The 22,285-nt window shown below is 71.3% G+C and carries 24 protein-coding genes and 2 pseudogenes; 14 read left to right on the top strand and 12 right to left on the bottom strand.

Going from position 1 to position 22,285, the window contains the following annotated elements:
* The first annotated feature begins 67 nt into the window (after nt 1-67).
* Nucleotides 68-1,489 (top strand): glycosyltransferase family 4 protein, encoded by a 1,422-nt coding sequence (locus tag AB0O28_RS08275; RefSeq protein WP_363637659.1) that lies wholly within the window; start codon nt 68-70, stop codon nt 1,487-1,489.
* A 63-nt stretch (nt 1,490-1,552) separates the two neighbouring features.
* On the opposite strand, the gene AB0O28_RS08270 is transcribed toward AB0O28_RS08275, so the two are convergent.
* Nucleotides 1,553-2,314, bottom strand: coding sequence for an SDR family oxidoreductase (locus AB0O28_RS08270; RefSeq protein WP_363637657.1), 762 nt, complete (start codon nt 2,312-2,314; stop codon nt 1,553-1,555).
* A gap of 233 nt (nt 2,315-2,547) precedes the next feature.
* Between AB0O28_RS08270 and AB0O28_RS08265 the strand changes: the two genes are divergently transcribed.
* A complete protein-coding gene (locus tag AB0O28_RS08265; RefSeq protein WP_363637655.1) occupies nt 2,548-3,399 on the top strand; it encodes a helix-turn-helix transcriptional regulator in 852 nt (283 codons plus the stop codon).
* A gap of 129 nt (nt 3,400-3,528) precedes the next feature.
* Here AB0O28_RS08265 and AB0O28_RS08260 read toward each other — a convergent pair whose 3' ends face one another.
* A complete protein-coding gene (locus AB0O28_RS08260; protein WP_363637653.1) occupies nt 3,529-4,038 on the bottom strand; it encodes a MarR family transcriptional regulator in 510 nt (169 codons plus the stop codon).
* A 147-nt stretch (nt 4,039-4,185) separates the two neighbouring features.
* Between AB0O28_RS08260 and AB0O28_RS08255 the strand changes: the two genes are divergently transcribed.
* Nucleotides 4,186-5,283 carry an FAD-dependent oxidoreductase gene (locus AB0O28_RS08255; protein WP_363637651.1) on the top strand — a complete coding sequence of 366 codons (1,098 nt, stop codon included), beginning with the start codon at nt 4,186-4,188 and terminating at the stop codon, nt 5,281-5,283.
* Between the two features lie 130 nt (nt 5,284-5,413).
* On the opposite strand, the gene AB0O28_RS08250 is transcribed toward AB0O28_RS08255, so the two are convergent.
* Nucleotides 5,414-6,373 carry a YafY family protein gene (locus AB0O28_RS08250; protein ID WP_363637649.1) on the bottom strand — a complete coding sequence of 320 codons (960 nt, stop codon included), beginning with the start codon at nt 6,371-6,373 and terminating at the stop codon, nt 5,414-5,416.
* Nucleotides 6,374-6,415: 42 nt separating this feature from the next.
* Between AB0O28_RS08250 and AB0O28_RS08245 the strand changes: the two genes are divergently transcribed.
* The 5 genes from AB0O28_RS08245 (at nt 6,416) to AB0O28_RS08225 (ending at nt 10,627) form a co-directional block, all read left to right on the top strand.
* Nucleotides 6,416-7,150 (top strand): alpha/beta fold hydrolase, encoded by a 735-nt coding sequence (locus tag AB0O28_RS08245; RefSeq protein ID WP_363637647.1) that lies wholly within the window; start codon nt 6,416-6,418, stop codon nt 7,148-7,150.
* A gap of 108 nt (nt 7,151-7,258) precedes the next feature.
* Nucleotides 7,259-8,155, top strand: a complete 897-nt coding sequence (locus AB0O28_RS08240; protein ID WP_363637645.1) for an ABC transporter ATP-binding protein — start codon at nt 7,259-7,261, stop codon at nt 8,153-8,155.
* The gene (locus AB0O28_RS08235; protein WP_363638382.1) at nt 8,155-8,880 is read left to right on the top strand and encodes an ABC transporter permease; all 726 of its coding nucleotides are present in this window, start codon (nt 8,155-8,157) and stop codon (nt 8,878-8,880) included. The genes AB0O28_RS08240 and AB0O28_RS08235 overlap by 1 nt, the downstream gene beginning before the upstream one ends.
* Nucleotides 8,881-8,900: 20 nt before the next feature.
* Entirely contained in the window at nt 8,901-10,025 is a 1,125-nt protein-coding gene (locus AB0O28_RS08230; protein ID WP_363637643.1) for a histidine kinase, read from the top strand.
* Nucleotides 10,022-10,627 (top strand): response regulator transcription factor, encoded by a 606-nt coding sequence (locus tag AB0O28_RS08225; protein WP_363637641.1) that lies wholly within the window; start codon nt 10,022-10,024, stop codon nt 10,625-10,627. The genes AB0O28_RS08230 and AB0O28_RS08225 overlap by 4 nt, the downstream gene beginning before the upstream one ends.
* A gap of 5 nt (nt 10,628-10,632) precedes the next feature.
* Here the strand turns inward: AB0O28_RS08225 and AB0O28_RS08220 are convergent, their stop codons facing one another.
* Nucleotides 10,633-11,076 carry a VOC family protein gene (locus tag AB0O28_RS08220; RefSeq protein WP_363637639.1) on the bottom strand — a complete coding sequence of 148 codons (444 nt, stop codon included), beginning with the start codon at nt 11,074-11,076 and terminating at the stop codon, nt 10,633-10,635.
* 21 nt (nt 11,077-11,097) lie between these two features.
* Between AB0O28_RS08220 and AB0O28_RS08215 the strand changes: the two genes are divergently transcribed.
* Complete coding sequence (locus AB0O28_RS08215; protein ID WP_363637637.1) at nt 11,098-11,670, top strand: ABATE domain-containing protein; 573 nt, start codon at nt 11,098-11,100, stop codon at nt 11,668-11,670.
* Between the two features lie 73 nt (nt 11,671-11,743).
* Here AB0O28_RS08215 and AB0O28_RS08210 read toward each other — a convergent pair whose 3' ends face one another.
* Nucleotides 11,744-12,181, bottom strand: a complete 438-nt coding sequence (locus tag AB0O28_RS08210; protein WP_363637635.1) for a TetR family transcriptional regulator — start codon at nt 12,179-12,181, stop codon at nt 11,744-11,746.
* Nucleotides 12,182-12,298: 117 nt separating this feature from the next.
* On the opposite strand from AB0O28_RS08210, the pseudogene AB0O28_RS08205 reads away from it, so the two are divergent.
* A pseudogene (locus AB0O28_RS08205) lies at nt 12,299-12,376 on the top strand (hypothetical protein); the annotation flags it as partial.
* A 216-nt stretch (nt 12,377-12,592) separates the two neighbouring features.
* Here the strand turns inward: AB0O28_RS08205 and AB0O28_RS08200 are convergent.
* Entirely contained in the window at nt 12,593-13,576 is a 984-nt protein-coding gene (locus AB0O28_RS08200) for a BtrH N-terminal domain-containing protein (protein ID WP_363637633.1), read from the bottom strand.
* Between the two features lie 115 nt (nt 13,577-13,691).
* On the opposite strand from AB0O28_RS08200, the gene AB0O28_RS08195 reads away from it, so the two are divergent.
* Both AB0O28_RS08195 and AB0O28_RS08190 read left to right on the top strand, forming a co-directional pair.
* A complete protein-coding gene (locus AB0O28_RS08195) occupies nt 13,692-14,072 on the top strand; it encodes a Scr1 family TA system antitoxin-like transcriptional regulator (RefSeq protein ID WP_363638380.1) in 381 nt (126 codons plus the stop codon).
* A gap of 536 nt (nt 14,073-14,608) precedes the next feature.
* On the top strand, nt 14,609-14,905 hold the full coding sequence (locus AB0O28_RS08190; protein ID WP_363637631.1) for a hypothetical protein: 297 nt from the start codon (nt 14,609-14,611) through the stop codon (nt 14,903-14,905).
* A 98-nt stretch (nt 14,906-15,003) separates the two neighbouring features.
* Here the strand turns inward: AB0O28_RS08190 and AB0O28_RS08185 are convergent, their stop codons facing one another.
* From AB0O28_RS08185 to AB0O28_RS08165, 5 genes and pseudogenes are all read right to left on the bottom strand, one after another.
* Nucleotides 15,004-15,573 carry a GNAT family N-acetyltransferase gene (locus tag AB0O28_RS08185; RefSeq protein WP_363637629.1) on the bottom strand — a complete coding sequence of 190 codons (570 nt, stop codon included), beginning with the start codon at nt 15,571-15,573 and terminating at the stop codon, nt 15,004-15,006.
* Between the two features lie 149 nt (nt 15,574-15,722).
* Nucleotides 15,723-15,875 (bottom strand): annotated as a pseudogene (locus tag AB0O28_RS08180) (diaminobutyrate--2-oxoglutarate transaminase); the annotation flags it as partial.
* 9 nt (nt 15,876-15,884) lie between these two features.
* Nucleotides 15,885-16,019: a hypothetical protein gene (locus AB0O28_RS08175; RefSeq protein WP_363637627.1), complete on the bottom strand. Its 135-nt coding sequence runs from the start codon at nt 16,017-16,019 to the stop codon at nt 15,885-15,887.
* 213 nt (nt 16,020-16,232) lie between these two features.
* Entirely contained in the window at nt 16,233-17,150 is a 918-nt protein-coding gene (locus tag AB0O28_RS08170; protein WP_363637625.1) for an NADP-dependent oxidoreductase, read from the bottom strand.
* Nucleotides 17,151-17,329: 179 nt separating this feature from the next.
* A complete protein-coding gene (locus AB0O28_RS08165; protein WP_363637623.1) occupies nt 17,330-19,123 on the bottom strand; it encodes a 2-isopropylmalate synthase in 1,794 nt (597 codons plus the stop codon).
* A 193-nt stretch (nt 19,124-19,316) separates the two neighbouring features.
* Here AB0O28_RS08165 and AB0O28_RS08160 point away from each other — a divergent pair, with 193 nt between their 5' ends.
* Complete coding sequence (locus AB0O28_RS08160) at nt 19,317-20,009, top strand: FCD domain-containing protein (protein ID WP_363637621.1); 693 nt, start codon at nt 19,317-19,319, stop codon at nt 20,007-20,009.
* A 60-nt stretch (nt 20,010-20,069) separates the two neighbouring features.
* On the opposite strand, the gene AB0O28_RS08155 is transcribed toward AB0O28_RS08160, so the two are convergent.
* The gene (locus AB0O28_RS08155; protein WP_363637619.1) at nt 20,070-20,885 is read right to left on the bottom strand and encodes an SGNH/GDSL hydrolase family protein; all 816 of its coding nucleotides are present in this window, start codon (nt 20,883-20,885) and stop codon (nt 20,070-20,072) included.
* 171 nt (nt 20,886-21,056) lie between these two features.
* Here AB0O28_RS08155 and AB0O28_RS08150 point away from each other — a divergent pair, with 171 nt between their 5' ends.
* Nucleotides 21,057-22,280 carry an isochorismate synthase gene (locus AB0O28_RS08150; protein ID WP_363637617.1) on the top strand — a complete coding sequence of 408 codons (1,224 nt, stop codon included), beginning with the start codon at nt 21,057-21,059 and terminating at the stop codon, nt 22,278-22,280.
* Nucleotides 22,281-22,285 lie beyond the last annotated feature (5 nt).

The raw sequence follows: 22,285 nt of genomic DNA, 5'->3' as shown, positions 1-22,285 counted from the left end.
CACAACAACGGGACAACTGCCGGTTACGTCATAGGGAAAGGGGATCTTCATCTGACACGAACGGGGCGTGACTGTGCCTTCTCTTCATCGCAGGGTGGTCAGGAAGGTGGCCGGGAAAGCGGCCAGGACGGTGGTGCGGGCGCTGGAGGCCCGTGACCGGCAGCGGGCCCGCTCGGCGCCGCCACCCGACGCTCATGAGATCCGCATCCTGCTGCTGCACGCCAACGGCATGGGCGGCACGATCCGCACGGTCTTCAACCTCGCCGGATATCTGGCGCGCACCCACGACGTCGAGATCGTGAGCGTCGTACGGGAACGCGAGGAGCCCTTCTTCCCCATGCCTCCCGGAGTGCGCGTCCGCTACCTCGACGACCGGCTGCCCCGCCGCAAGGGCCTGCTGTCGCGCTTCCCGAGCAAACTCGTGCCGAAGGACGAGGCGGCCTACCACTGGTTCAGCCTGCGCACCGACCTCAAGCTGGTCCGCTACATCCGCTCCCGCCGCCGCGGCATCCTCATCGGTACCCGGCCCGGCCTGAACCTGATCGCCGCGCGCTTCGCGCCCCCGGAGATCATCACGGTCGCCCAGGAGCACGGGAACCTGGCCTCGCACCAGCCGCTGGTGCGCAAGCAGATCCCCCGCAGGTACGGCAGGCACGACGCGGTCGTCACCCTCACGCAGGCCGACCTGCGCGCCTACGAGCGGTCCTTCGAGAAGGCGCGCAAGGACCTCCCGGCCGTGCTGGCGCAGGTGCCCAACGCCACGCCCCGCCTGAACGGCGGGCTCTCGCCGCTCACCGCGAAGACCGTCGTCACCGCGGGCCGCCTGACCTGGGGCAAGGGCTACGACCTGCTCATCCGCGCGTGGGCCCACGTCGCGGCGCGGCATCCGGACTGGACGCTGCGGATCTACGGCGGCGGCCCCCGGCAGGACAAGCTCCAGGCGTCGATCGACAAGCGCGGCCTGTCCGAGCGGGTGTTCCTCGAAGGCCCGGCCGAGGACGTCGGCGCCGTCCTCGCCGAGGCCTCGATGTTCGTGCTGAGCTCCCGCCACGAGGGCATGGGGATGGTCATCCTGGAGGCGATGAGCAAGGGCGTCCCGGTCGTCAGCTACGACTGCCCGACCGGCCCCAGGGAGGTGATCACCCACGGCCACGACGGGCTGCTGGTGAAGCCGGAGAAGATCCATGCGATGGCCGACGCCATCTGCACGCTGATCGAGGACGAGGACCTGCGCCGTCACCTGGGCGCCAACGCGCTGGAGACGGCCGCCCGCTACGACCTCGACGTCATCGGCGCCCGGTGGGAGGACCTGCTGGCCGGCCTGGTGGACCGGCGGCGCGGCCTGCCGACCGGCGACGAGCCGCTCGGGCACGGGCAGGCCGGGACCGGCGAGCACGACGCCGGAGAACGGCCCGGCCCGCTCGACGCCGCCGCGCTCGACCTCGGCCGTACGCGGGACGTGACGGCACGCCTCAGCCAAAGTGCGTGAACCCCGGGCGGGCGGCCCCGTCAGGGACGCGGAGGAGGATCGCCGGCGGCTCCGGGGCAGCGGTCACAGGAAGATGCCGCCGGAGACCTCGACGCGCTGACCGGTTATCCAGCCGCTCCCGTCGGCGAGCAGGGCGGCGATCGCGCCCCCGACGTCGGCGGGCTCCCCCACCCGTCCCAGTGCGGTCTGCGACGCGAGCAGGGCGCGGAACCCCTCGTCGTCCCGCATGACGCCGCCCGCGAAGTCGGTGCCCACCGGACCGGGGGCGACGGTGTTGACCGTGATGCCGCGCGGCCCGAGCTCCTTGGCGAGGTATCGCGTCAGCACCTCCACCGCGCCCTTCACCGACGCGTACGCCGCCTGCCCCACGCTCGCGAACCTGGTCAGCCCGGTCGAGAGGTTGACGATCCGGCCGCCGTCCGCGATGAGGGGCAGCAGCTTCTGCGTGAGGAAGAAGACGCCCTTGAAGTGCACGTCGAGCAGGGCGTCGAAGTCGCTCTCGGTCGTGTCGGCGAACGCCGCGCTGACCGCGATGCCGGCGTTGTTGACGAGGTAGTCGAAATCGTCCCGGTGCCACCGCTCGCGCAGGGTGCGGCGCAACTCGTCCGCGAAGCCGTCGAACCCCGCCACCACCGCGGTGTCCAGCGGCAACGCCGCCGCGGTGCGGCCGAGCCCGGTCACGGACTCGACGACCTCCTCGGCCTGGTCCTTGCCGGCCCGATAGGTGACGACGACGTCGACGCCGCGCCCGGCGAGGGCGAGTGCCGTGGCACGCCCGAGGCCCCGGTTGCCACCGGTGATGAGGGCGATTCGCTGAGAGGTCATGATTGAAGCTCCTGGTCATCGGGACACGGACCCCTGGCGGGGCCGTCACGCCCAGTTCACCGGGTCGCGCGCCGGGCTGCCACGGCCCACATGTCCACGGCTCACGCAGCCGTGGCCCGCGCAACCGGGGCCCGCGCAACCGAGGCCCGCTTATCCGGGGATCGGCAGGCCGTGGATACGCGGTGACCGGCGCGGAAGGATGAGCGGGACGGGAGAAGGCGAGGAGGCCGAGGGTGGACCGCGAGGGACTGGCGGACTTCCTGCGCAAGCGCAGGGAAGCCCTGCAACCCGAGGATGTCGGGATGGTCCGCGGCCCACGCCGGCGCACCAGCGGGCTCCGCCGCGAAGAGGTGGCCGCCCTCTGTGGCATGTCGAGCGACTACTACAGCCGTCTGGAACGCCTGAGAGGACCGCAGCCCTCGGAGCAGATGCTCGCCGCGATCGCCCGCGGGCTGCGCCTGACCCTCGCCGAGCGCGACCACCTCTTCCGGCTCGCCGGGCACAGCGCACCTCAGCGAGCGCTGCGGGGCGACCACGTGAACCCGGGGATCATGCGTGTGCTCGACCGGCTCTGTGACACCCCCGCCCTGGTCACGACCGCACTCGGCGAGACGCTCCGGCAGACCCCGGCCGCCGTCGCCCTGTTCGGCGACCAGACCGTCTTCAGCGGGATGGCGCGCAGCCTGTTCTACCGGTGGTTCACCGACCGGGCCGAACGGAGCCTCTACCTGGAGGACGACCATCCCCTGTACGGACGCGTGTTCACCTCCCTGCTGCGGGAGGCCGCCACGCGCGAGGGGCCCCGCTCCCGCGCCGCCGCTCTCACCCGCGACCTCCTCGGCCGCAGCGCCGAGTTCGCCGCGCTCTGGGACAGGCACGAGGTCGGTCTCGGGCACCCGGACACCAAGCGGCTGCTGCACCCGGAGCTCGGCGTGCTGGAACTGCAGTGCCAGACGCTGCTCGACCCCGATCAGTCGCAGGCGCTGCTCGTTTACACGGCCACGCCGGGCACCGAGAGCCACGACAAGCTGCGCCTGCTCGCCGTCATCGGCAGTCAGGCTCTGGGGAACGGGAATCGGCTGTAGCCGGGACCGGACGGAAGGCAGGACGGTGGGCCGGGTGAGTCACCCGGTTTCTCCCATCGTCTGTCGTCGCCTGGTGCGGGTGGCTCCGTCACCGTCGTCACGTCATGCGGCGTGGCCCGCTGCAGGCCGTTACATGATCGACTGATCGGCGATCTTCGCGGTGATGCCATCGGCGCCCTCGCCGGAACGCGCTTCGACGCGGTCGACCATCTGCCGGCTCCACATATGGATGGCAGCGGCCTGCTCGGGCGTGAGCGTTTCGAAGAAGTACCGGCGGATGTTGTCCGCGTGCCCCAGGATGGCGTTCTCCACGGCGCTGCGGCCCTTGGCGGTCAGTCCGACGCCGATCCGGCGGCCGGACCGGTCCTCGGTCCTGTCCACGAGCTCGCGGTTCTCCATCCGTGTCAGCTGGTGCGCCACCCGGCTTTTCTCCCAGGCGAGTGACTCGGCGAGCTCACCCACGCGCATCCGGCCCTCGGCCGCCCGGTGAAGCGTCACGAGCACGCTGAACTCGGCCTTGGAGATGCCGTAGTCGCGCTGCAGATCGCGGTCCAGCTCACGGGCCAGGAGACGCTGCGCCTGCATCCAGCTGTTCCACAGCTCCCACTGCTCGGGTTCCAGTGTGCGGGGCTTCGCCATGACACCAGCATAACAATCCGAAGTTGACGTGACAACTTCCTCGAGCTTAAAGTTGTCACGTCAACTTCGGGTGGTGCCCTGCGCGGCCTTCCGTCATGGTACGCCGCGCATCGCCACCCAGCGGCGGCAATGCGCTGAGGAGCGAGAATGAATCACACAGTGGTGGTCGTCGGGGGAGGGTATGGAGGGTCGCTGGTCGCCAGGGAGCTGGACTCCGAGGCCGACGTCACGCTCATCGACCCCCGGGAGGCCTTCGTCAACGCGGCCGCGTCGCTGCGGGCACTGACTCGCCCGGACTGGGCGCACAACGCGTTCTTCTCGTTCGCGACGCTGCTCCAACGGGGGCGGGTGATCCGCGACAGGGCCGTCTCGGTGGACCCGAAGGGCGTCACGCTCGCTTCCGGCGAGCGAGTCGAGGCCGATTATCTGGTTCTGGCCACCGGTTCCAGCTACACATATCCGGCCAAACCGCGCCATGCGTCGACGAGCATCGCCCAGCAGCTGAACGATCTGCGCGAGACCCACGAGGAGTTGGCCGGCACCGGCCGCGTGCTGATCCTCGGCGCCGGCCCGGTCGGTCTGGAGCTCGCCGGGGAGATCAAGGACGTCTGGCCGGACAAGCATGTGGTCGTCCTCGACAGGGCCGATCAATTGCTCCCCGGCTTCCTTCCCGAGGTGCGGAACGCGCTACGCCACCAGCTGGACGAGCTCGGTATCGACGTGCGGACGGGTACCGGTCTGACCGCGTTGCCGGCGGTCGCGGCCGGTCGGGCCGGCCGTTTCGCGGTCACTACCGACAAGGGCGAACAGATCGTGGCAGACATCTGGTTCCAAGCCTTCGGAGTCGAGATCAACACCGGCTACCTGGCCGACGGATGCCTCTCGCCGCTGACCGGGCAGAAAACAATCCCGGTCACCGAGCGACTGAACGTCCAGGGCTACGAACACATCTACGCGATCGGGGACATCGTCGCTCTACCCGACCCCAAGATGGCCTCCTACGCGATGACCCATGCCGACATCGTGGTGCGGAACCTCAAAGCGCAGCTGGCCGGCGACCAGCCGGACGCCGTTCACACCCCGGCATCCGAACGGAGAATCCTGCTTCCGCTGGGAACGCGCGCGGGCATCGGCCAGCTCCCCACACCGGACGGTGTCGCCGCGGCCACGGCCGAGACGGTCTACCAACGCAAGGGCGCCGACCTGTTCACCGCACGGTTCGCCTCCCGGTTCGGCAGCACCTGACAGATCCGTCGATCCCAGCTCGTCCATCCGGGCGCCCCGGCATTCGCCCCCCAGCAGCTCGGGAACGACCGGTCCCGCTGCACCACACCACCCGGCCCTCCCTGACGGGACTCTTCGTACGCCCGCTACGTCAGCCCCTCGGAGCCCGGCCGGCCCACTCCTCCAGGCCACGGGCGAGCACGCGGACCTCCTCGCGCAGCTCGGGCGGGCCGACCACGGTGAACGGCACGCCGAGGCCGGCCAGCACCCGCGCCATGCCGTCCAGGCGTTCGGCACGGCCGGTCATCCGGACGCCGCCCTCCACGGGCGTGAGGGTCGCGACCGTCGGCGGAACGCGGCGCCGCGCCTCCTCCGGCGTCGTCTCCAGCACCACCTCGACCTCGTACCGGTACGGCACGGAGGCCAGCGAGCTCGTCACGTGGGCGACCGCGTCGAACTCCGCCGGTTGCGTGAACTCCTCCTCCGTGGGCGCCACCCGGCCGATCCGGTCGACACGGAACGTGCGCACCTCCCCGCGCCGGTGATCGTGGCCGGTCAGGTACCACCGGCCCGAGTGGAACACCAGCCCGTACGGATCGACCGTGCGCTCGCTGTCCTCCCCCGCGTACGAGCGGTAGACCAGCCGTACGCGGCGGCCGCGGCGGGCCGCGTCGGCCAGCGTCAGCAGCGTGGCGCCGCTCGGGCGGGAGGTCGCGGCCGAGCGGGAGGTCAGGCCGACCATGTCCTCGACGGCGCCGACCCGTTCGCGCAGGGCGGCGGGCAGCACGCGCCGGATCTTCGCGAGCGCACTCTCGGCCGCCCCCTCGCCCACCGTGAGGCCCGCGCGGCGCCCCGCGAGCAGGCCGAGCACCACGGCGGCGGCCTCGTCGTCGGTCAGCATGAGCGGCGGCAGCCGGTATCCCGGCATCAGCCGGTAGCCGCCGTAGCGTCCCCGCTCGGCCTCCACCGGAATGCCGAGGTCCTCCAGCCTGCGCACGTAGCGGCGCACGCTCCGCACGTCGACCTCCAGGCGCTCGGCGAGCTCGGGCCCGGTGAGTCCGGGCCGGGCCTGCAGCAGTTCCAGGAAGGCGAGGACGCGATTGGTCGACATATCAGGACCGATTCTGCCCTGATTCGGCTCTAGCGTCGACGCATGACGACATACGTACTGGTCCCTGGTTTCTGGCTCGGCGCGTGGGCGTGGCGGGACGTGACCGCCGCCCTCCGGGGCATGGGGCACGAGGTCCACCCCCTGACCCTCACCGGCCTCGCCGACCGCGCCCACCTCGCCTCCCCCGATCTCGATCTCGACACCCACATCCGCGACATCACCGGCCTCTTGGAGGCCGAGGACCTGCGCGACGTCGTGCTCGTCGGTCACAGCGGGAGCGCCGCCGCCGTCACCGGAGCCGCCGCACGCGCGGCCGGCCGGGTGAGCCGGGTCGTGTACGCCGAGAGCGGGCCGGTGCCGGACGGGATGGCCCAGATCGACCTGACCGGGCGGGAGTTCGTCGAAAAGCGCGTCGAGGACGGCTGGCGCTACCCCATGCCCTCCTTCGACGAACTGCAGGAGTCGGGCGCGAGCCTGGAGGGGCTGGGCGAGCGGGAGCGTGCGCTGATGGCCACCCGCGCCACCGGCCAGCCGGTCGGCACGATCACTCGGCCCCTCGCCCTGGGCGAGGACGCCGCCGCGTTCGCCGCGCTGCCGAAAACGCTCGTCAGCTGCTCGTTCCCGCTCACGCAGGTCAACGAGCTGATTGCGGCCGGGCACCCGGCGTTCGCGCCGCTGGGCGGGCCGGAGTGGGAGTTGCGTGAGCTGCCCACCGGTCACTGGCCGATGCTCTCTCGCGCCGGTGATCTGGCTCTGCTTCTTGCCGAGATGGCGTAACAAGCCGGCGCCTTTACATTGTAGATTCCCTGGGTGGGACATTTGTCCTGCCCGGGGCCGTATCGATCTCTCTACCTGGGCAGACGGCGCCCGCCTACCGTCGTCCTCATGACCACGAAAACCGCCGACGCCGTGTCCCTGACCTCGGCGACCAAGCGCTTCGGCCCCGTACGGGCCGTGGACGGGCTCACGCTCGCCATCCCCCGTGGCCAGACGGTGGCCCTCCTCGGCCCCAACGGCGCGGGCAAGTCGACCATCATCGCGCTGCTGCTCGGACTGCTGCCGCCCGACTCCGGGCGGGCCACGCTGTTCGGGCTCGACCCCGAGCAGGCCGTGCGGCAGGGCCTGGTGGGCGCGATGCCGCAGGAAGGCGGGCTGATCCCCCGGGTCACGGTCCGCGAGTTGCTGACCTTCGTGTCCGGGACCTACACCGCTCCCCTCCCCCTCGACCGGGTGCTCACGCTCGCCCGGATCGACGATCTGCGCGACCGCCGGGTGGACCGGTTGTCCGGCGGCCAGGCGCAGCGCGTGCGGTTCGCGATGGCGGTGTGCGGCGACCCCGATCTGATCGTCCTCGACGAGCCCACCGCCGCGCTCGACGTGGAGGCCCGGCGCGAGTTCTGGGACGGCATGCGCGGGCTGGCCAGCCAGGGCAAGACCATCCTGTTCAGCACCCACTATCTGGACGAGGCCGACGAGCACGCCGACCGCGTCGTCGTGCTAGGCCACGGCCGGGTGATCGCCGACGGCACCAGCGCGGAGATCAAGCGGGCGGCCGCGCTGACCACGGTGAGCGTGACCGCCGACGGCGAGTCGGCCTGGCTCTCGACCCTGCCTGGCGTGCGCCACATGGAGATCAGGGGCGGCCGGGTCCACCTGCGCAGCGGCGACTCCGACGCCACCGTCATGGCCCTGGCCCGCGCGGGCGCCGTCCGCGACCTGGAGGTCGTCCCGGCCGATCTGGAGGACGCCTTCGTGGCCCTCACGGCGAAGGAGAACGCGTGATGTGGGGATACGTACGGCTCGAATTGACCAGGTCCATGCGCGACGGCGGCTACGTGATCTTCGGGATCGTGATGCCGGTCGTCATGTACCTCGTCTTCACCAACCTCGGCCTGGCCCCCGGAAACCGGCATGACGCCGCGATCTACACGATGGTCAGCATGGCGGCGTACGGCGCGCTCGGCGGCGCGTTCAACAACGGCAGCGGCATCGCCGAGGACCGCGCGGCGGGGTGGCTGCGCCAGTTGCGGCTCACCCCGCTGACCCCGGCCCAGGTGGTGGCCGGGAAGGTTGTCACCGGAGTGGTCGCCGTCGTGCCGAGCATCGCGGCCGTGCTGCTGGCCGGCGTGCTGGTCAACCACGTCACGCTCCCCCCGCAGCGGTGGCTGGCGATCGTGGCGCTCCTGTGGGCGGGCACCGTGCCCTTCTCCCTGCTCGGCCTCGGCAACGGCTACCGCCTTTCGGGCCAGTCGGCGGCGATGGCCAACATCGCGACCATGCTGACTCTGGCCATCCTCGGCGGCCTGTGGGTGCCGGTCGAGAACTTCCCGTCCTGGCTGCGGGCGATCGCCGAGTGGACCCCGTCGAACAGCTACGCGGGCCTGTCCTGGCGGATCGCCTTCGGCGACGCCCCCACCCTCCGTCAGGTCGCCCTCCTGTCGGCCTGGCTGCTCGTCTTCGGCGTCTACGCCGTGCACGGCTACCGCCGTGCCGGACGCCGGGCCTGACCGCTAATGTGACGTTCCCGATGACGACAGAACGCGACACCTGGCTCGACCCGCTGCGCGAGGGCGAGCGCGGCCCCGACGCCAAGGGCATGTACATGTGGGTGGCCGTGACGGCGGCGCCCGTGTGGGACATCGCGCACGGCCGGTCCCATCCCCTCTGGCTGGCCTGGCCGGCCGCGCTGGCCACCGCCGGGCTCTACGTGGTCACCACGCACTTCGCCTTCGCCGACCGGCGGCGCGCCCTGCCGACGCTGGGGCTGCTCGCGGTGGTGGTCGTGGCGTCGGCCGCCGGGTTCCGGCACAACTGGCTTTACCTGATCATGATGCTGGCCGTCGCCACCGGGGTCACCGTGCGCGGCAAGATCCTGCCGGTGGTGCTGTTCGCGGAGTGCGGCGCCGCGCTGGCCGTGGCCGTGGTGGCCGACGCATCCCTCACCGGCGTCCTCTCCATGATGTGGGGCACGTTCACCGCGGGTCTCATTCCGGCGATCATCATCCGGCTGTGGGAGGCCATCCACGAGCTCAAGGCCACCCGCGAGGAGCTGGCCCTGGCCGCGGTGACCGAGGAGCGGCTGCGTTTCTCCCGCGACCTGCACGACCTGCTCGGACACACCCTCTCGATCATGGTCGTGAAGGCCGAGGCCGTACGCCGGCTGTCGCGGGTGGACGCGGACGCGGCGGCCGGGCAGGCGGCCGACATCGAGCAGATCGGGCGGCAGGCGCTGACCGAGGTGCGGGCCGCCGTCACGGGCTACCGGGGCAGGGGGCTCACGGCCGAACTCGACTCCGCCCGTGCCGCGCTCGCGGACGCCGGCATCGAGGCGACCGTCCGCACCTCCTCCGTACGGCCCGGTCCCGAGGCCGACGCCCTGCTCGGCTGGGCCGTGCGCGAAGGCGTGACCAACGTCGTGCGGCACAGCCGCGCGACGAGCTGCGCGATCGGCCTGCGCGACGACGCCGGGCTCCTGGTGCTGGAGATCCGCGACGACGGCCCGCCGAAGAAGGCCCAGGGGCACGGCAACGGGCTGATCGGCCTGCGCGAGCGGGTGAGGGCCGCCGGCGGCACCGTGGAGACCATGGCGCCGCAGGAGGGAGGCTTCCTGCTCCGGGTGGCCGTCCCGTACGCGAAGGAGAACGACGAGTGATCAGGGTGCTGCTGGCCGAGGACCAGGGCATGATGCGCGGTGCGCTGGCCCTGCTCCTCGGCCTGGAGGAGGACATCGAGGTCGTCGCCCAGGTCGGCCACGGCGACGAGGTGGTGGACACCGCGCTGCGCACCCGGCCCGACGTGGCCCTGCTCGACATCGAGATGCCGGGCCGCGGCGGGCTGGAGACCGCCGCCGACCTGCGCGAGCGGCTGCCCGACTGCGCCGTGCTCATCCTCACGACGTTCGGCCGGCCCGGCTACCTGCGGCGCGCCATGGAAGCCGGGGCGCGCGGGTTCCTGGTCAAGGACGGACCGGTCGAGGATCTCGCGGGCGCCGTCCGCCGCGTGCTGCGCGGCGAGCGGGTCATCGACCCCGCTCTCGCGGCGGCCGCGCTCGGCACCGGCCCGAGCCCGCTGACCGACCGGGAGCGGGACGTCCTCGGCGCGGCGGCCGACGGCTCGACGATCTCCGACATCGCCGCCCGCCTACACCTGTCGGAGAGCACGGTGCGCAACTACCTGTCGTCGGCCATCGGCAAGACCGGCACCAGGAACCGGATCGAGGCCGCGCGCCTGGCCCGCCACAACGGCTGGCTGTAGAGCACCTACTGCACGTCGAACTCGTTGCCCTCGGGGTCGGCCATGGTGACGTGGTGGGTCCCCGGCTCCCGCACGGTCCGCAGCACGGTCGCGCCGAGCGCCTTGAGCCGATGCACCTCGGCGTCCCTGCGCTCGGGGCCCGCGTGCAGATCGATGTGCAGGCGGTTCTTGCCGGCCTTCGGCTCGGGCACCGCCTGGAAGAGGATCCGGCGGCCGAGGCCGGTGCCGCTGTCCGGATCGACCGGATCGTCCGGGTGTCGTACCGCCCGCAGCGTCCGGAAGGCCGCGTGGTCGGGGGTCACCGCCTCCTCCCCCACGACGCCGGCGGCGAGGAGCCGGCCGACCACCGCGCTGTTGTCCTCCACTTCGTATCCCAGAGCCTCCGCCCAGAACGCGGCCTGCGCGTGCGGGTCGGCGGCATCGATGACGAGCTTCCATTCGAGAGTCATGTAACCCTTTATAGTGGTTACATGAGCCTGACGCTACACCCGCGTGACGGGGTCTCCTTCCGCTTCGATCCGGGTGCGCTCTGCCTGGAGTTCCTGGTGAGCGGCGGCGTGGGGGTGTACGCCCACTACGAGACGCTGCACGAGCCGGACGACCTGGCGCGGTGGGCCGGCGTGTCCCGGCTCGGCCTGGAGCGGCTGGACACGACGGCCGGCGACCTCATCCGTGCGAAAACCCTGCGCACCGCTCTGTGGGGACTGGCCGGCGACCACGTCAGCGGACGCACGCCGCGGCAGGCGGACGTGGACGCGGTCAACCACGCGGCCTCGGGGCCGCCGCTGACGCCCGTGATGACGGCCGGCGGCCTGAGATCCTGGGCCGTCCCGGCGACCGGCGCCCAGGTGGTCGCTACCGTCGCGAGGGACGCGATCGAGTTGTTCACCGGCCCGTACGCGGACCGTGTGCGGGAGTGCGCGGGAGACAACTGCGCCCTCGTCTTCGTCGACACCTCACGCCCGGGCAGCAGGCGCTGGTGCTCCATGGAGCGGTGCGGCAACCGCCACAAGGTCCGCGCCCACCGCTCCCGCGAAGGGTAGTGCGGTAGGCCCGTCCGACACCGTGCGGTTCGCGCGGGATCTCGCCCGGACCGCCCCCGGTGCCAGGGGACGGCTACGTGGTGAGCGAGTGGCTGACAGCGATGCCGGCCAGGATGAGCGCGATCCCGTCGAGGAACTGCTCGCGGTCGTCGTGCCCGCGCACCTGGTCCGCGACCGCCCGCGTGAACGGGTAGTCGCCGGGGTCGAGCTCCTTCCATGCCGCCGACACGGCGTCGAGGAGCACGGCACGGTCCACGCCGGGCCGCTCAGCGCCGGCACTCGCGGTGCTCGCGGCGTTCGCGGCGTTCTGGCCGGCGGCGGCGAGGAGTTCGGTCTTGCCCGTGACGTGCCAGTAGATCGCCCCGGGGCCGGTCGCGAGGCGCTCGGCCAGCGCGCGGAACGTGAGACCACCCTCGCCCACCGTGTCGAGCAGCTCGACGGCGGCGCCGACGATGCGCTCCCGCGAGAGCGGTTCCTGCCGTCGCTCCGGACCACGTGCCCTGGTTGCCATGCGCACACTCTCGACAGTGACACCGCGCCTGTCCTGCGCTTCATCAACACCCTGCCCAGCGGACACCGGTGGGATCGCGTTCCGGGGGTGACCCTGCTCGGCGACGCCGCCCACCTCATGCCCCCGTCCGGCGAAGGCGCCAACCTGGCCATGTACGACGGCGCCGAGCTCGGCAAGGCCATCGCCGCGCATCCCGGCGACGTCGAGGCCGCGCTCGTCGAATACGAGCGGGCCTGTTCCCCCGCAGCGCGGCGGAAGCCGCAGACGCCGCCCCCCTCCAAGAGCTCATGTTCGGCGACGACGCACCCCGTCGCCTGCTCGACATGTTCGCCGGGCACGAGTAGCGGGAGCGCCCGCGCGACACGGGCACGGCGGGCTCCCGGACCGGATGCCCGGCAGGCTTTCCCGGGACTACAGCCGGCGCAGCACCTGCATGGCGTCCTTCTCGATGCGCGAAAGATCGCGGAGGATGGCCTCGGCCTGCGCGAGGCATTCCGCGTCGCCGCTCTCTCCCGCCTTCGCGATCAGGGCGGACACGTGCGTCCACAGGACGGCGGCCTCGGCGTACAGCCGGTGACCGGCGCGGAGGTCGTCGTCGTCGATCAGCCGCGTGCACTCGTCGAGGAAGTCGCGATACAGGGCGCGAAACAGGGCGCCGCCGGTGCCGCCCTGCTCCATGAGGAGGGCGGCCCGCGGCAGGTCCTGCTCCGGCTCGCCGGCACGCAGCAGCCATCCGGGCACCTGCCTGCCGGCTTTCTCGATGCCGCGGTAACCCAGATTCGCGATGGGAGCGGCGAGGAACGCGTCGGCACAGTCCTTGACCGCGGGGATGATCTGGTCCTGCCAGGCGAGCGGGCGTGCCGGCAGGGTGACGGTGAAGGAGCGGTTCCTCGCGGTCATCGGGCCGCGTGCGGCCCGCGCCATGGCGAAACCGGCCCGGCTGGTGCGCACCGCTCCCCCCTGCTGGGCGGTGTCCACGAGGTGGACGTCGTGCTCGTCGTAGCCGTACATCGCGACGACATGACCGCCGAAATGCACCTTGGAGCGGAAATAGTCCAGGTGGTAGCTGTCGAGCTGGACGCCGACCGGCCGTCCGGCGTCGACGGGGGCGGCCACGTTCTCCCACGCCTTGCGCGGTGAGGTGGTCTCCTCGGTCGTCAACGTCAGCCCCAGCCTGGCGGCCAGGTTCCTGGTGAGGTCGAACGGCTTGACGCGGCCTCCGAGAAAGGGGAACGGCATGTCCTTGCTGTCCCAATAGACGAACGACAGGCCCGAGCCCAGCCCGAACAGCATGGGCTCGGACAGATCGAGTCCCTCGTGCCGCAACAGCACTCCCAGCGCCGTCGTCTCGCAGTGGTGCATTCCACGGGCCTCGACGTCCTTCACGATGGCCATGCTCGATCTCCTCACGCCGACGCGGCGAACGTCTCACCGCCCTCATCCCTGATCGCCGAAGTAGCGTCGGGCCTCCCACAGTGGGAGAGTCCACCGGGAGAACCCGCCCGGGCCGATTCGCGAGCCGGGCGTCCATCGTCCGCCAGGAGCAACCCAGTACCGAAGCCTGTCTGACAAACGGCGACAGCCGCCCCGTCCTTGGCCACCCAACCACTTTCTGCTCGCAGCTCAGCTCGACCGGATCTCATCTCTGTCGACCCTCGAGAACGTCTCGCTCGGCCTCCTCCCCCAGGACCGAACGGTTACGGCCCTCAGCTGGAATGCCTTCGTGATTCACAACGATGTGGAGGGCGGCTCACCGTTCGTGCAGGCGGAATTGGTCCACGGCATGACGGTTGTCGACCAGCCGGACGACGTGGCGACGTACTTCACGGTGAGGGAGCGGCTCAGGCGGGATGCGATCTACGACAACGACGCGCGTGCGTTCCGTGATTGACTCGCCCCTGAGGCCCGGCAAGCGGAATGAGGCGTCAGTCGGTCACGGGTCTCAGTCCTGACAGTCATGTCGACTGTGCGGCTGGCGAAGAGCACGTCTACGTAATCGGCGCGGCCAGGCTACGGCTGTTCCCGCTGTGCTGCCGGGCCGCGGGTCCCGCGATTGCATCCGATGAAGTATTCGTACATGACACGCGCGAATGGTTTCGGCGGTGGCGCGGGGGGACGACGCTGGGACCGAATAAAGCGCTGGGACTGCGTCATGGGCGTTGACCTGTCAGGATCCGCTTCGGCTGAGCAAACAGTATTCGGGTTTGGTTCTGATCGGTCAGAACTGTCACGTGTACCAGCTAGCAAGATCCTTGCTAGCGGGACAGTCCCGCCGCATTCCGATCGCACCCCTATGTGGCCCGATTTTTCAAGGCCTTGAAAAAACCAGTCAGGAAACGTAGCTATAGGAGAGTTGATTACCATTTCCGTCCCTTTCCCCTCGCGCACGCCGTCACGGGCGCGCCTTTGACCTGCATGAAGGACGACATGACCGACAAGATCATCGCTCCGTACGCCCAGGCCGCCGCACAGATCGCCAAGGACGGCACCCTCGAGCGGGCCAAAGGCATCACCTCGGTGCAGCGCACCGAGCCCGGCCGCTACACCATCAAGCTGGAGCCCCACATCAACGCCCTGCAGTCGGCACCGCAGGCCACGCTGAACAAGGCGGCCGACTGGCAAAGCGAGATCTACGTCAGCGTCCTCGACGCCTTTACCATCGTGGTGCTGACCGGCGTCAAGGGCACCGCCACCGACGAGCCGTTCTACTTCCTGCTGCCCTGAACGTTCTCCTCCTTGCGTAACCGCTCCCGGAGGTTCTCCGGGGGCGGATGCCAGGCACGAGGAGCACACCCCACAGGGGCATATCCGGAAAGCCCGTGCTACATCCTGTTCGGCGACAGCGATTGTGGCTGTTCCTGCACAGGACCGGACCGATCGGTGCGCACCTCGCCATGGCTGCGGCGGATCGCGGTGCCCTCGGTCGGGGCGAGGCCCCTGGTACTACCCCAGATCGGGGTGCGGCACGTAGCGGTCCAGGCGGACCGACCCGTACCCTCCAGATGGAGCAGCGGGCAGCGGGGGCGCATGCCGTTCCTGACGTACAGGCCGAGCGCGCACTCATCGTCTGTGGCACAGGTGATTTTCGGGCTGCCCTGCGGCAACAACTGGGCGAGGATCATGCGGCCCATACCCGATGACTGGTGTTCGGGCACCACGAACAGATCGTCAAGATGCGTCAACGTCCCCCGCCGCAGGGTGCCGCCGAAACCCACGACCCGGCCCTTGACCTCCCCGACCAGCAGGTTCCCGAACGCCCGCTGGGCGTCCAGGAAGTCGGGCGCTTCCGGGATATCCGGCCAGAAGCCGAAGAGTTCGAAGTACGCCCCAACACGACGCCGCAAAGTGGACATGTCCGCGTCTTCCGCGGGACGGATGATCGGCTTCGCCATCGCCGCACCTCCGTGCCGGACCCATCCAGCCGTTCCTCACCCTCTGTGTACGACCGCACACACGATTGGGTGGTCATGCGAAAGCGGGGTTGCCGTCGTGACGATCGCTCGAAGCGGCGGATCAGGCCGAGGCCCCGTACCTCCCGCACCCACGGATTTCCCCGTAGCGGGGCGAGCCGCTCGGCGATCTGCTCGCCGCGCCGCCGCACGTTGGCGAGCACGTCGTCCCGGCGGATGATGTGCACGGCCTCGGCGCCGGCGGCGAAGGCGAGCTGGTTTTCCCGGAAGGTGCCGATGTGCACGCCCGGGTGTCAGACGTCGAGCCGCCGGTCATGAAGGATCATCGCCACCGGGAGCCCGATCCCATTGAGGGCCTTGGATGCGACGATCACCTCGGGCTCGATGCCGTACTGCTCGAGGCGAACCAGGTCCCCGTCCGTCCGCATCCGGTCTGCACCTCGTCCACAACCAGCGGGATGTCCAACTCGCGGGGCCTCAATGCGACCACGCCTGTCGGCCGGCTGATCGGCCCGCGAGCGCAGCCGGTACCGGTCACGGCGGCGCCCCGGGCATACCGGAACGCCACTGCCTGAGCGTGCCGAAGCAGCGTTCGACCAGGTCGCGCGGCGAAGACGTCTGGTTTCGGTCAGTACATCCAGCTAGGGGCGGAGCACGATCTTGCCGTGGGTGTGCCCTCGTTCCAGCTCGCGGAACGCGTCCCGCACCCGCTCCAGCGGGTAGACGCGGGCGATCGGCACCTCGAGCTCCCCGCGCGCGGCGAGCCTGGCCAGCTCGCCGAGCACGACCGCGCACGCCGCCGCGCCTTCTCCGTAGGTCCGCGCACCGACCCTGGCCGCCGTCTGCCAGTCGCGGATCGTGTCGATCCGCTCGGGCCGCACGCCCAGCTCCACCGCCAGATCCACGTAGCCGTCGCCGAACGTGTCGATGAAGGCGTCGACCTTCCCGCCGCAGGCCTGCCGGATCCGCTCGGCCACGCCCTCCCCGTACTCGACCGGGACGACACCGCGATCCTGCAACCAGGCGTGGTTCGGCTCACTCGCCAGCCCGATCACCGTGGCGCCGCGCCGCCGAGCGAGCTGCACGGCGAGGGACCCGACGCCGCCCGCCGCACCGGACACGACGACCGTGTCCGCCGGTCCGGGGTCGACCGCGAACACGGTGGCGTACGCGGTCGTGCCGGCCACGTACAACGACCCGGCCACGTCCCAGGACAGCCCCTCCGGACGCAGGACCAGCGCCACGTCGTCGACCACGACGAACTCCGCGTGGCTCGCCCTGTTGTGGGTGAAGCCGAGGACCTCGTCGCCCACCGCGACGCCACGCACCTCCGGACCGGCCTCCACCACGACTCCGGCCAGATCGCTGCCCTGCCCCGAGGGGAACGTCGCCGGCCAGCGCCGGTGCCGGGCGCCCTGCCTGATCATCACCTCGCCGGGCTGGATCCCGGCCGCGCGGACCTCGACCAGCACCTGCCCGGGGCCGGGCACCGGCCGCTCCACCTCCTCCACCCGCAGCACATCGATCCCGCCGTACTCGTGGAACCGCACCGCCTTCATCGCCTGATCACCGCTCTCCCTCGTCCGGGTAGGTCTCCTCGACTATGCCTTCGCCGTCAGCGGCGCAGGAACGGAGCGGTTTCCCTAGGATCGACGGTCCCAGCATGTGTCCGACGAGTCAGCGAGCGCCGGACGAGTGCCGACGCCGCCGGGGACGATCCTCCGCTCGCGGCGCCCGGCTACCCTTGCGAGCGGTCACCCCGCTGCCCGGCCAGGGCGCGGTCGACGGCGGCGAGCACCGCCAGGACGAACGCCGTCACGGCGTCGGCGTCCTCACCGGCCCCCCAGGCGGGTGTGCCGCCGACGCGGCACCGGGCGTAGGCGACGGCGCCGCCCTCCGCCGGATGTCCGCCGCGTTCCAGCACTTCGACCGAGAGCCCGGCCGCGGCCAGGGCGGCGGCGAGGGCGTCCACCGGCTCCGCGCCGGCGCCCTCGCTTTCGCGCCCGTCCCGTCGGACCAGGCAGTGGAAGCCGTCGTCGCCGGCCGTCCACGACGACAGCGTGACCGGCCCGTCCTCCGCCATGTACGCGCCGCGGAACAGCTCCAGCAGCTCCTTCGGTGTGGCCTCCCGCCCGCTGCGGTCGGTCGCGTCCTGGACGACGCGGGAGAACTCGGCGCGCAGCGCCTTCGGCAGGTCGAGCCCGTGATGCGCCTGGAGGAGGTGGGCGATGCCGCCCTTGCCCGACTGGCTGTTGACCCGGATGACCGCCTCGTACGTGCGTCCGACGTCCGCGGGGTCGATCGGCAGGTACGGCACGGACCAGGGCGCCTCGCCCACCGGCACGCCCCGCTCGGCCGCCGTGCGCTCGTGGTGGGCCAGGCCCTTGCTGATCGCGTCCTGATGCGTTCCGGAGAAGGCCGTGTAGACCAGGTCTCCTCCGTACGGATGGCGTACGTGGACCGGCAGGCGGTTGCACTCCTCGACGGTCCTCCGGATGACGTCGATGTCGGAGAAGTCGACCATGGGGTCGACGCCCTGCGCGTACAGGTTGAGCGCGAGGGTGACGAGGTCGACGTTCCCGGTGCGCTCGCCGTTGCCGAACAGGCAGCCCTCGACGCGCTGCGCCCCGGCCAGCACGGCGAGCTCCGCGCATGCCACCCCGGTGCCCCTGTCGTTGTGCGGGTGGACCGAGAGGATGACCGCGTCACGCCGTTCCAGGTGACGGTGCATGTACTCGATCTGGTCGGCGTACAGGTTCGGCGTGGCGATCTCCACGGTGGCGGGCAGGTTGTGGATCACCGGCCGGTCGGGTGAGGCGTCCCACAACCGGGTCAGGCCGTTGCAGACCTCCAGGACGAAGTCGGGCTCGGTGCAGTTGAAGACCTCCGGGGAGAACTCGAACCGCACCGCCGTCCCCGGCATGGCGTCGGCGAGCCGTGCGACGTGCCCGGCGGCCTCCCGGATGAGCGCCTGGAGCCCCGCCCGGTCCTGCCCGAGCACCACGTCGCGCCAGACCGGCGCGGTCGCGGTGTAGAGGTGCACCACCGCCCTCGGCATGCCCTGGATGGAGGCGAAGGTCTGCTCGATGAGATCACGGCGGGCCGCGGTGAACACCACGGGGGTCACGTCGTCCGGCACCGCGCCGCTGTCCGCCAGGTGACGGACGAAGTTGAAGTCGGTCCGGCTCGACGACGGGTAGCCGACCTCGATCTCCTTGAATCCCATCGCGACGAGGAGGTCGAACATGCGGCGCTTGCGCGGCGTGTCCATGGGCTCGGCCAGCGCCTGGTTGCCGTCGCGCAGGTCGACGGGCACCCACAGCGGGGCGTGCTCGATCCTGTGCCCGGGCCAGGCGCGCGGGATCTCGCGGATCTCGACCCGCTCGTGCGCGGGCCGATAGCGGTGGTACGGCATGGCACTGCCCCGCTGCGGATTCCAGGCGGGAGCGCCGGCGGGCACCGGGCCGCGCGGGGTGCGGATCGTGGGGAAAGGCGTGCCGATCACGGGAGAGGAAGTGGAGACGGTGGTCACGATGGTGATCCTTCGGTCGGAGGACGACCGGCGGCACGGCACCCCGCGGCGGGGTGCCGGTCATCGGATCAGGCCCCGCCGCGGCGGCCGAGAAGCAGGCCGAAGGACTCGTGCGGCGTCATGCCGGTTAGACTAACCACACGACTACTCCTCAGACAACCTGAGATCAGACAACCTGAGAGGTGAAGCTTCGATGGCGCTCGGCGCGCTCCACCGCAGTCCCCTCGTCGACCAGGCCGTCGAGAGCCTGCGTGAGCAGATCGCGGAGGGCCGGTGGCCGGTCGGCACCCGGCTGCCCGGCGAGACGACCCTGGCCACGACCCTGGGAGTGGGCCGTTCCACCGTCCGCGAGGCCCTGCGCGCGCTGGCCGGAGCCGGGCTGGTCCAGGCGCGGCAGGGCGCGGGGGTGTTCGTCATCGCCACCAGGCCCGCCGAGGACTGGCCGGCCCGCCTGCGCCGGGCCGCCGTGGCGGACGTCTACGAGGTGCGCATGCTGGTCGAGGTGCAGGCCGCCCGGCTGGCGGCGCGGCGCCGTACGCCGGAGGACGTGACGGCGCTGCACGTGGCACTGGAGGCGCGGCGGGCCGCCGCGCGGGAGAGCGACACCGCCTTCGTCGACGCCGACATCGCCCTGCACGCGGCCGTCGTCGCCGCCGCGCACAACCCGGTGCTGACCGACCTGTTCGCCGAGTTCGTCCCCCGCCTGCGGGAAGGGTTGATCGCCCTGGTGGATCTGCTCGGCCTGCGCGCGGGCGACCCGAACCCGGGAGACGACACCCATGCGGCGTTCGTCGCCGCCGTCGAACGCGGCGACGCCGACGGCGCGGGCCGCGTCTTGGAGGACGAGCTGGAGCAGACCCTCGACCGCCTCCGCCGCGCGGACTGAACCGCCGGGATCAGGGCCCGGCGATACTCAGCGGTCAGGACAGGGGATCGGGCTCGGCGATCAGGGCTCGACGTCCGAGAAGACGTTCGCGTCGAAGGTGATCTTCGCGAGGGCCTTCTGCCCGTCGGCGTTGGGGTGGAAGTAGTCCCACCCGCTGACCTGCTTCAGCGTGAAGGGATAGGAGAAGACCGCTCCCCCGTCGTACCGGCACGCCGGGCCGTAGGTCTCGCACGCCTGCCTGAGCTGCTCGTTGTAGTCCATCACCCGCTCGCGCACCCGGTCGCGCCTGGCCTCGTCCTTCTTCGCGGTGGACTTCGGAGCGGCCAGCATCGACGGGCAGATGTGACCGACTCCCCAGAAGAGACGCGCCCACCCGTTGTCCTTGCCCACCCGCCACAAGCGCTTGACGTCCGGGATGCTCGCCACGAAGACCCGGGCGCCGGTGGGCCGCAGCACGTCGAAGGCCTCGTCGATGTTCCGCCGGAACGTCCGCACGGGGGTCATCTCCTTCTCGGAGCCCACGCAGGCGTCCTGCGCGCCGATCAGGACGGTGACGTACCCGGCGCCCGCCCGGGCCGCCTGCCGCGCCTGCCCGGAAAGGTCGGCGCTGGTCGCCCCCGGGACGGCGAAGTTCAGGTTGTGCCCCTTGATCTCGCTCCCCATCGCGAGCAGGCGCAGATAGTGGCTGTTCACCGAGGGGAAGTCGCCCGCGGACCACGAGCGGGACGTGCAGGCGACGTACCAGCCACAGGCGTTGAACCCCGCGCTGATCGAGTCGCCCAGCGCCGCCATCACGGCGGGCGTCGTACGGGCGTGGGCGCCGGTCGGCACGAACAGGACGGTCGCGGCCAGGACCGGTGTGATCTTCTTGATCATGGGCACCTCCGGGAGATCAAAGGTAGGGATCGCATGGAGGTGCGCTCTATCGCCACCAGGGAAGGCGAGCCTTCCATGACCAAGTTCCTATCGCGGCTTGACAGAGGGACCCCGGGGTCGCGTGGGGGGTCTCTTGTCGAACATGTTCAGATCCTGCGTAGAGTGAGTCGGGTGAGTGTCGCTCTTATCCGGCCCCTGGTGGTTCGCACGGTCGCGGTGAGCGACCCCGACGACCTGCTGGCGCGTCTGCCCGGCGCCGCGCCGTATGCCTGGATCAGACACGGCGAGGGACTCGTGGGCTGGGGGGAGGCGGCCCGGGCCACGGTGCCGCCCGGCCCCGGCCGGTTCGACTGGGCACGCGGCTGGCTCTCCTCCCTGTTCGCGGGGGCGCTCATCGAGGACGAGGTCGGCGTTCCCGGCTCCGGCCCGGTCGCCTTCGGCTCCTTCACCTTCGACCGCGACGTCCCGGGAACCGTGCTGATCGTCCCCCGTGTGGTGCTGGCCCGCCGGGACGGCCGCGCCTGGCTCACCACGATCGGCGACGACGCCTTCGACCTGGTCACCCCCCGAAGAGAGCCCGGCCGTATCCGGTACGGCGACGGTTCGCTGTCGGCGCCCCAATGGGAGCAGCGGGTCGCGCGCGCCGTACGGCGGATCAAGGACGGGACGCTGGACAAGGTCGTGCTCGCCCGCGACCTGACCGCCGTCGCCGAGCGTGACATCGACCCCCGCGTGCTGCTGGGACGGCTGGCCGAGCGCTACCCCGAGTGCTACACGTTCTCGGTCGACGGCCTGGTCGGCGCGACTCCTGAACTGCTGGTGAGGCACACCGGCCAGGCGGTGGAGTCGCTGGTCCTCGCGGGGACGACGGCGCGGGGCTCCGGCCCGGCCGACGACGCCGCCCGCGCCGCCGCGCTGTACGCGTCGGAGAAGGACCGCCACGAGCACGCGTGCGCGGTCGCCTCGGTCAGGGAGGCCCTCGCCCCCCTGTGCTCGGCGCTGCACGTCCCCGACGAGCCCGAACTCCTGGTGCTGCCCAACGTGCAGCACCTGGCCAGCCGCGTCACCGGCCGGCTGTCCGACGGCGCGTCGGTGCTCGACGTGGTGGCGGCGATGCACCCCACGGCCGCCGTCGGGGGGACGCCCACCGGCGCCGCGCTCCGCGTCATCCGCGAACTGGAGGGCATGGACCGCGCGGGCTACGCCGGGCCGGTCGGCTGGATCGACTCGCGCGGCGACGGCGAGTGGGGCATCGCGCTGCGCTGCGCGTACATATCGGGCAGGCGCGCCCGGCTGTTCGCCGGTTGCGGCATCATGGCCGGGTCCGACCCCGCCGCCGAGCTCGCCGAGGCGCAGGCCAAGCTCCGCGTGATGCAGTACGCCCTGGAGGGCTGACCCGG

The sequence above is a fragment of the Microbispora sp. NPDC088329 genome, assembly GCF_040685655.1.
In the GTDB taxonomy this organism is placed as follows: Bacteria; Actinomycetota; Actinomycetes; order Streptosporangiales; family Streptosporangiaceae; genus Microbispora.
The sequence above is the reverse complement of the archived record's forward strand: the minus strand, read 5'-3'. Positions and strand labels throughout refer to the sequence as shown.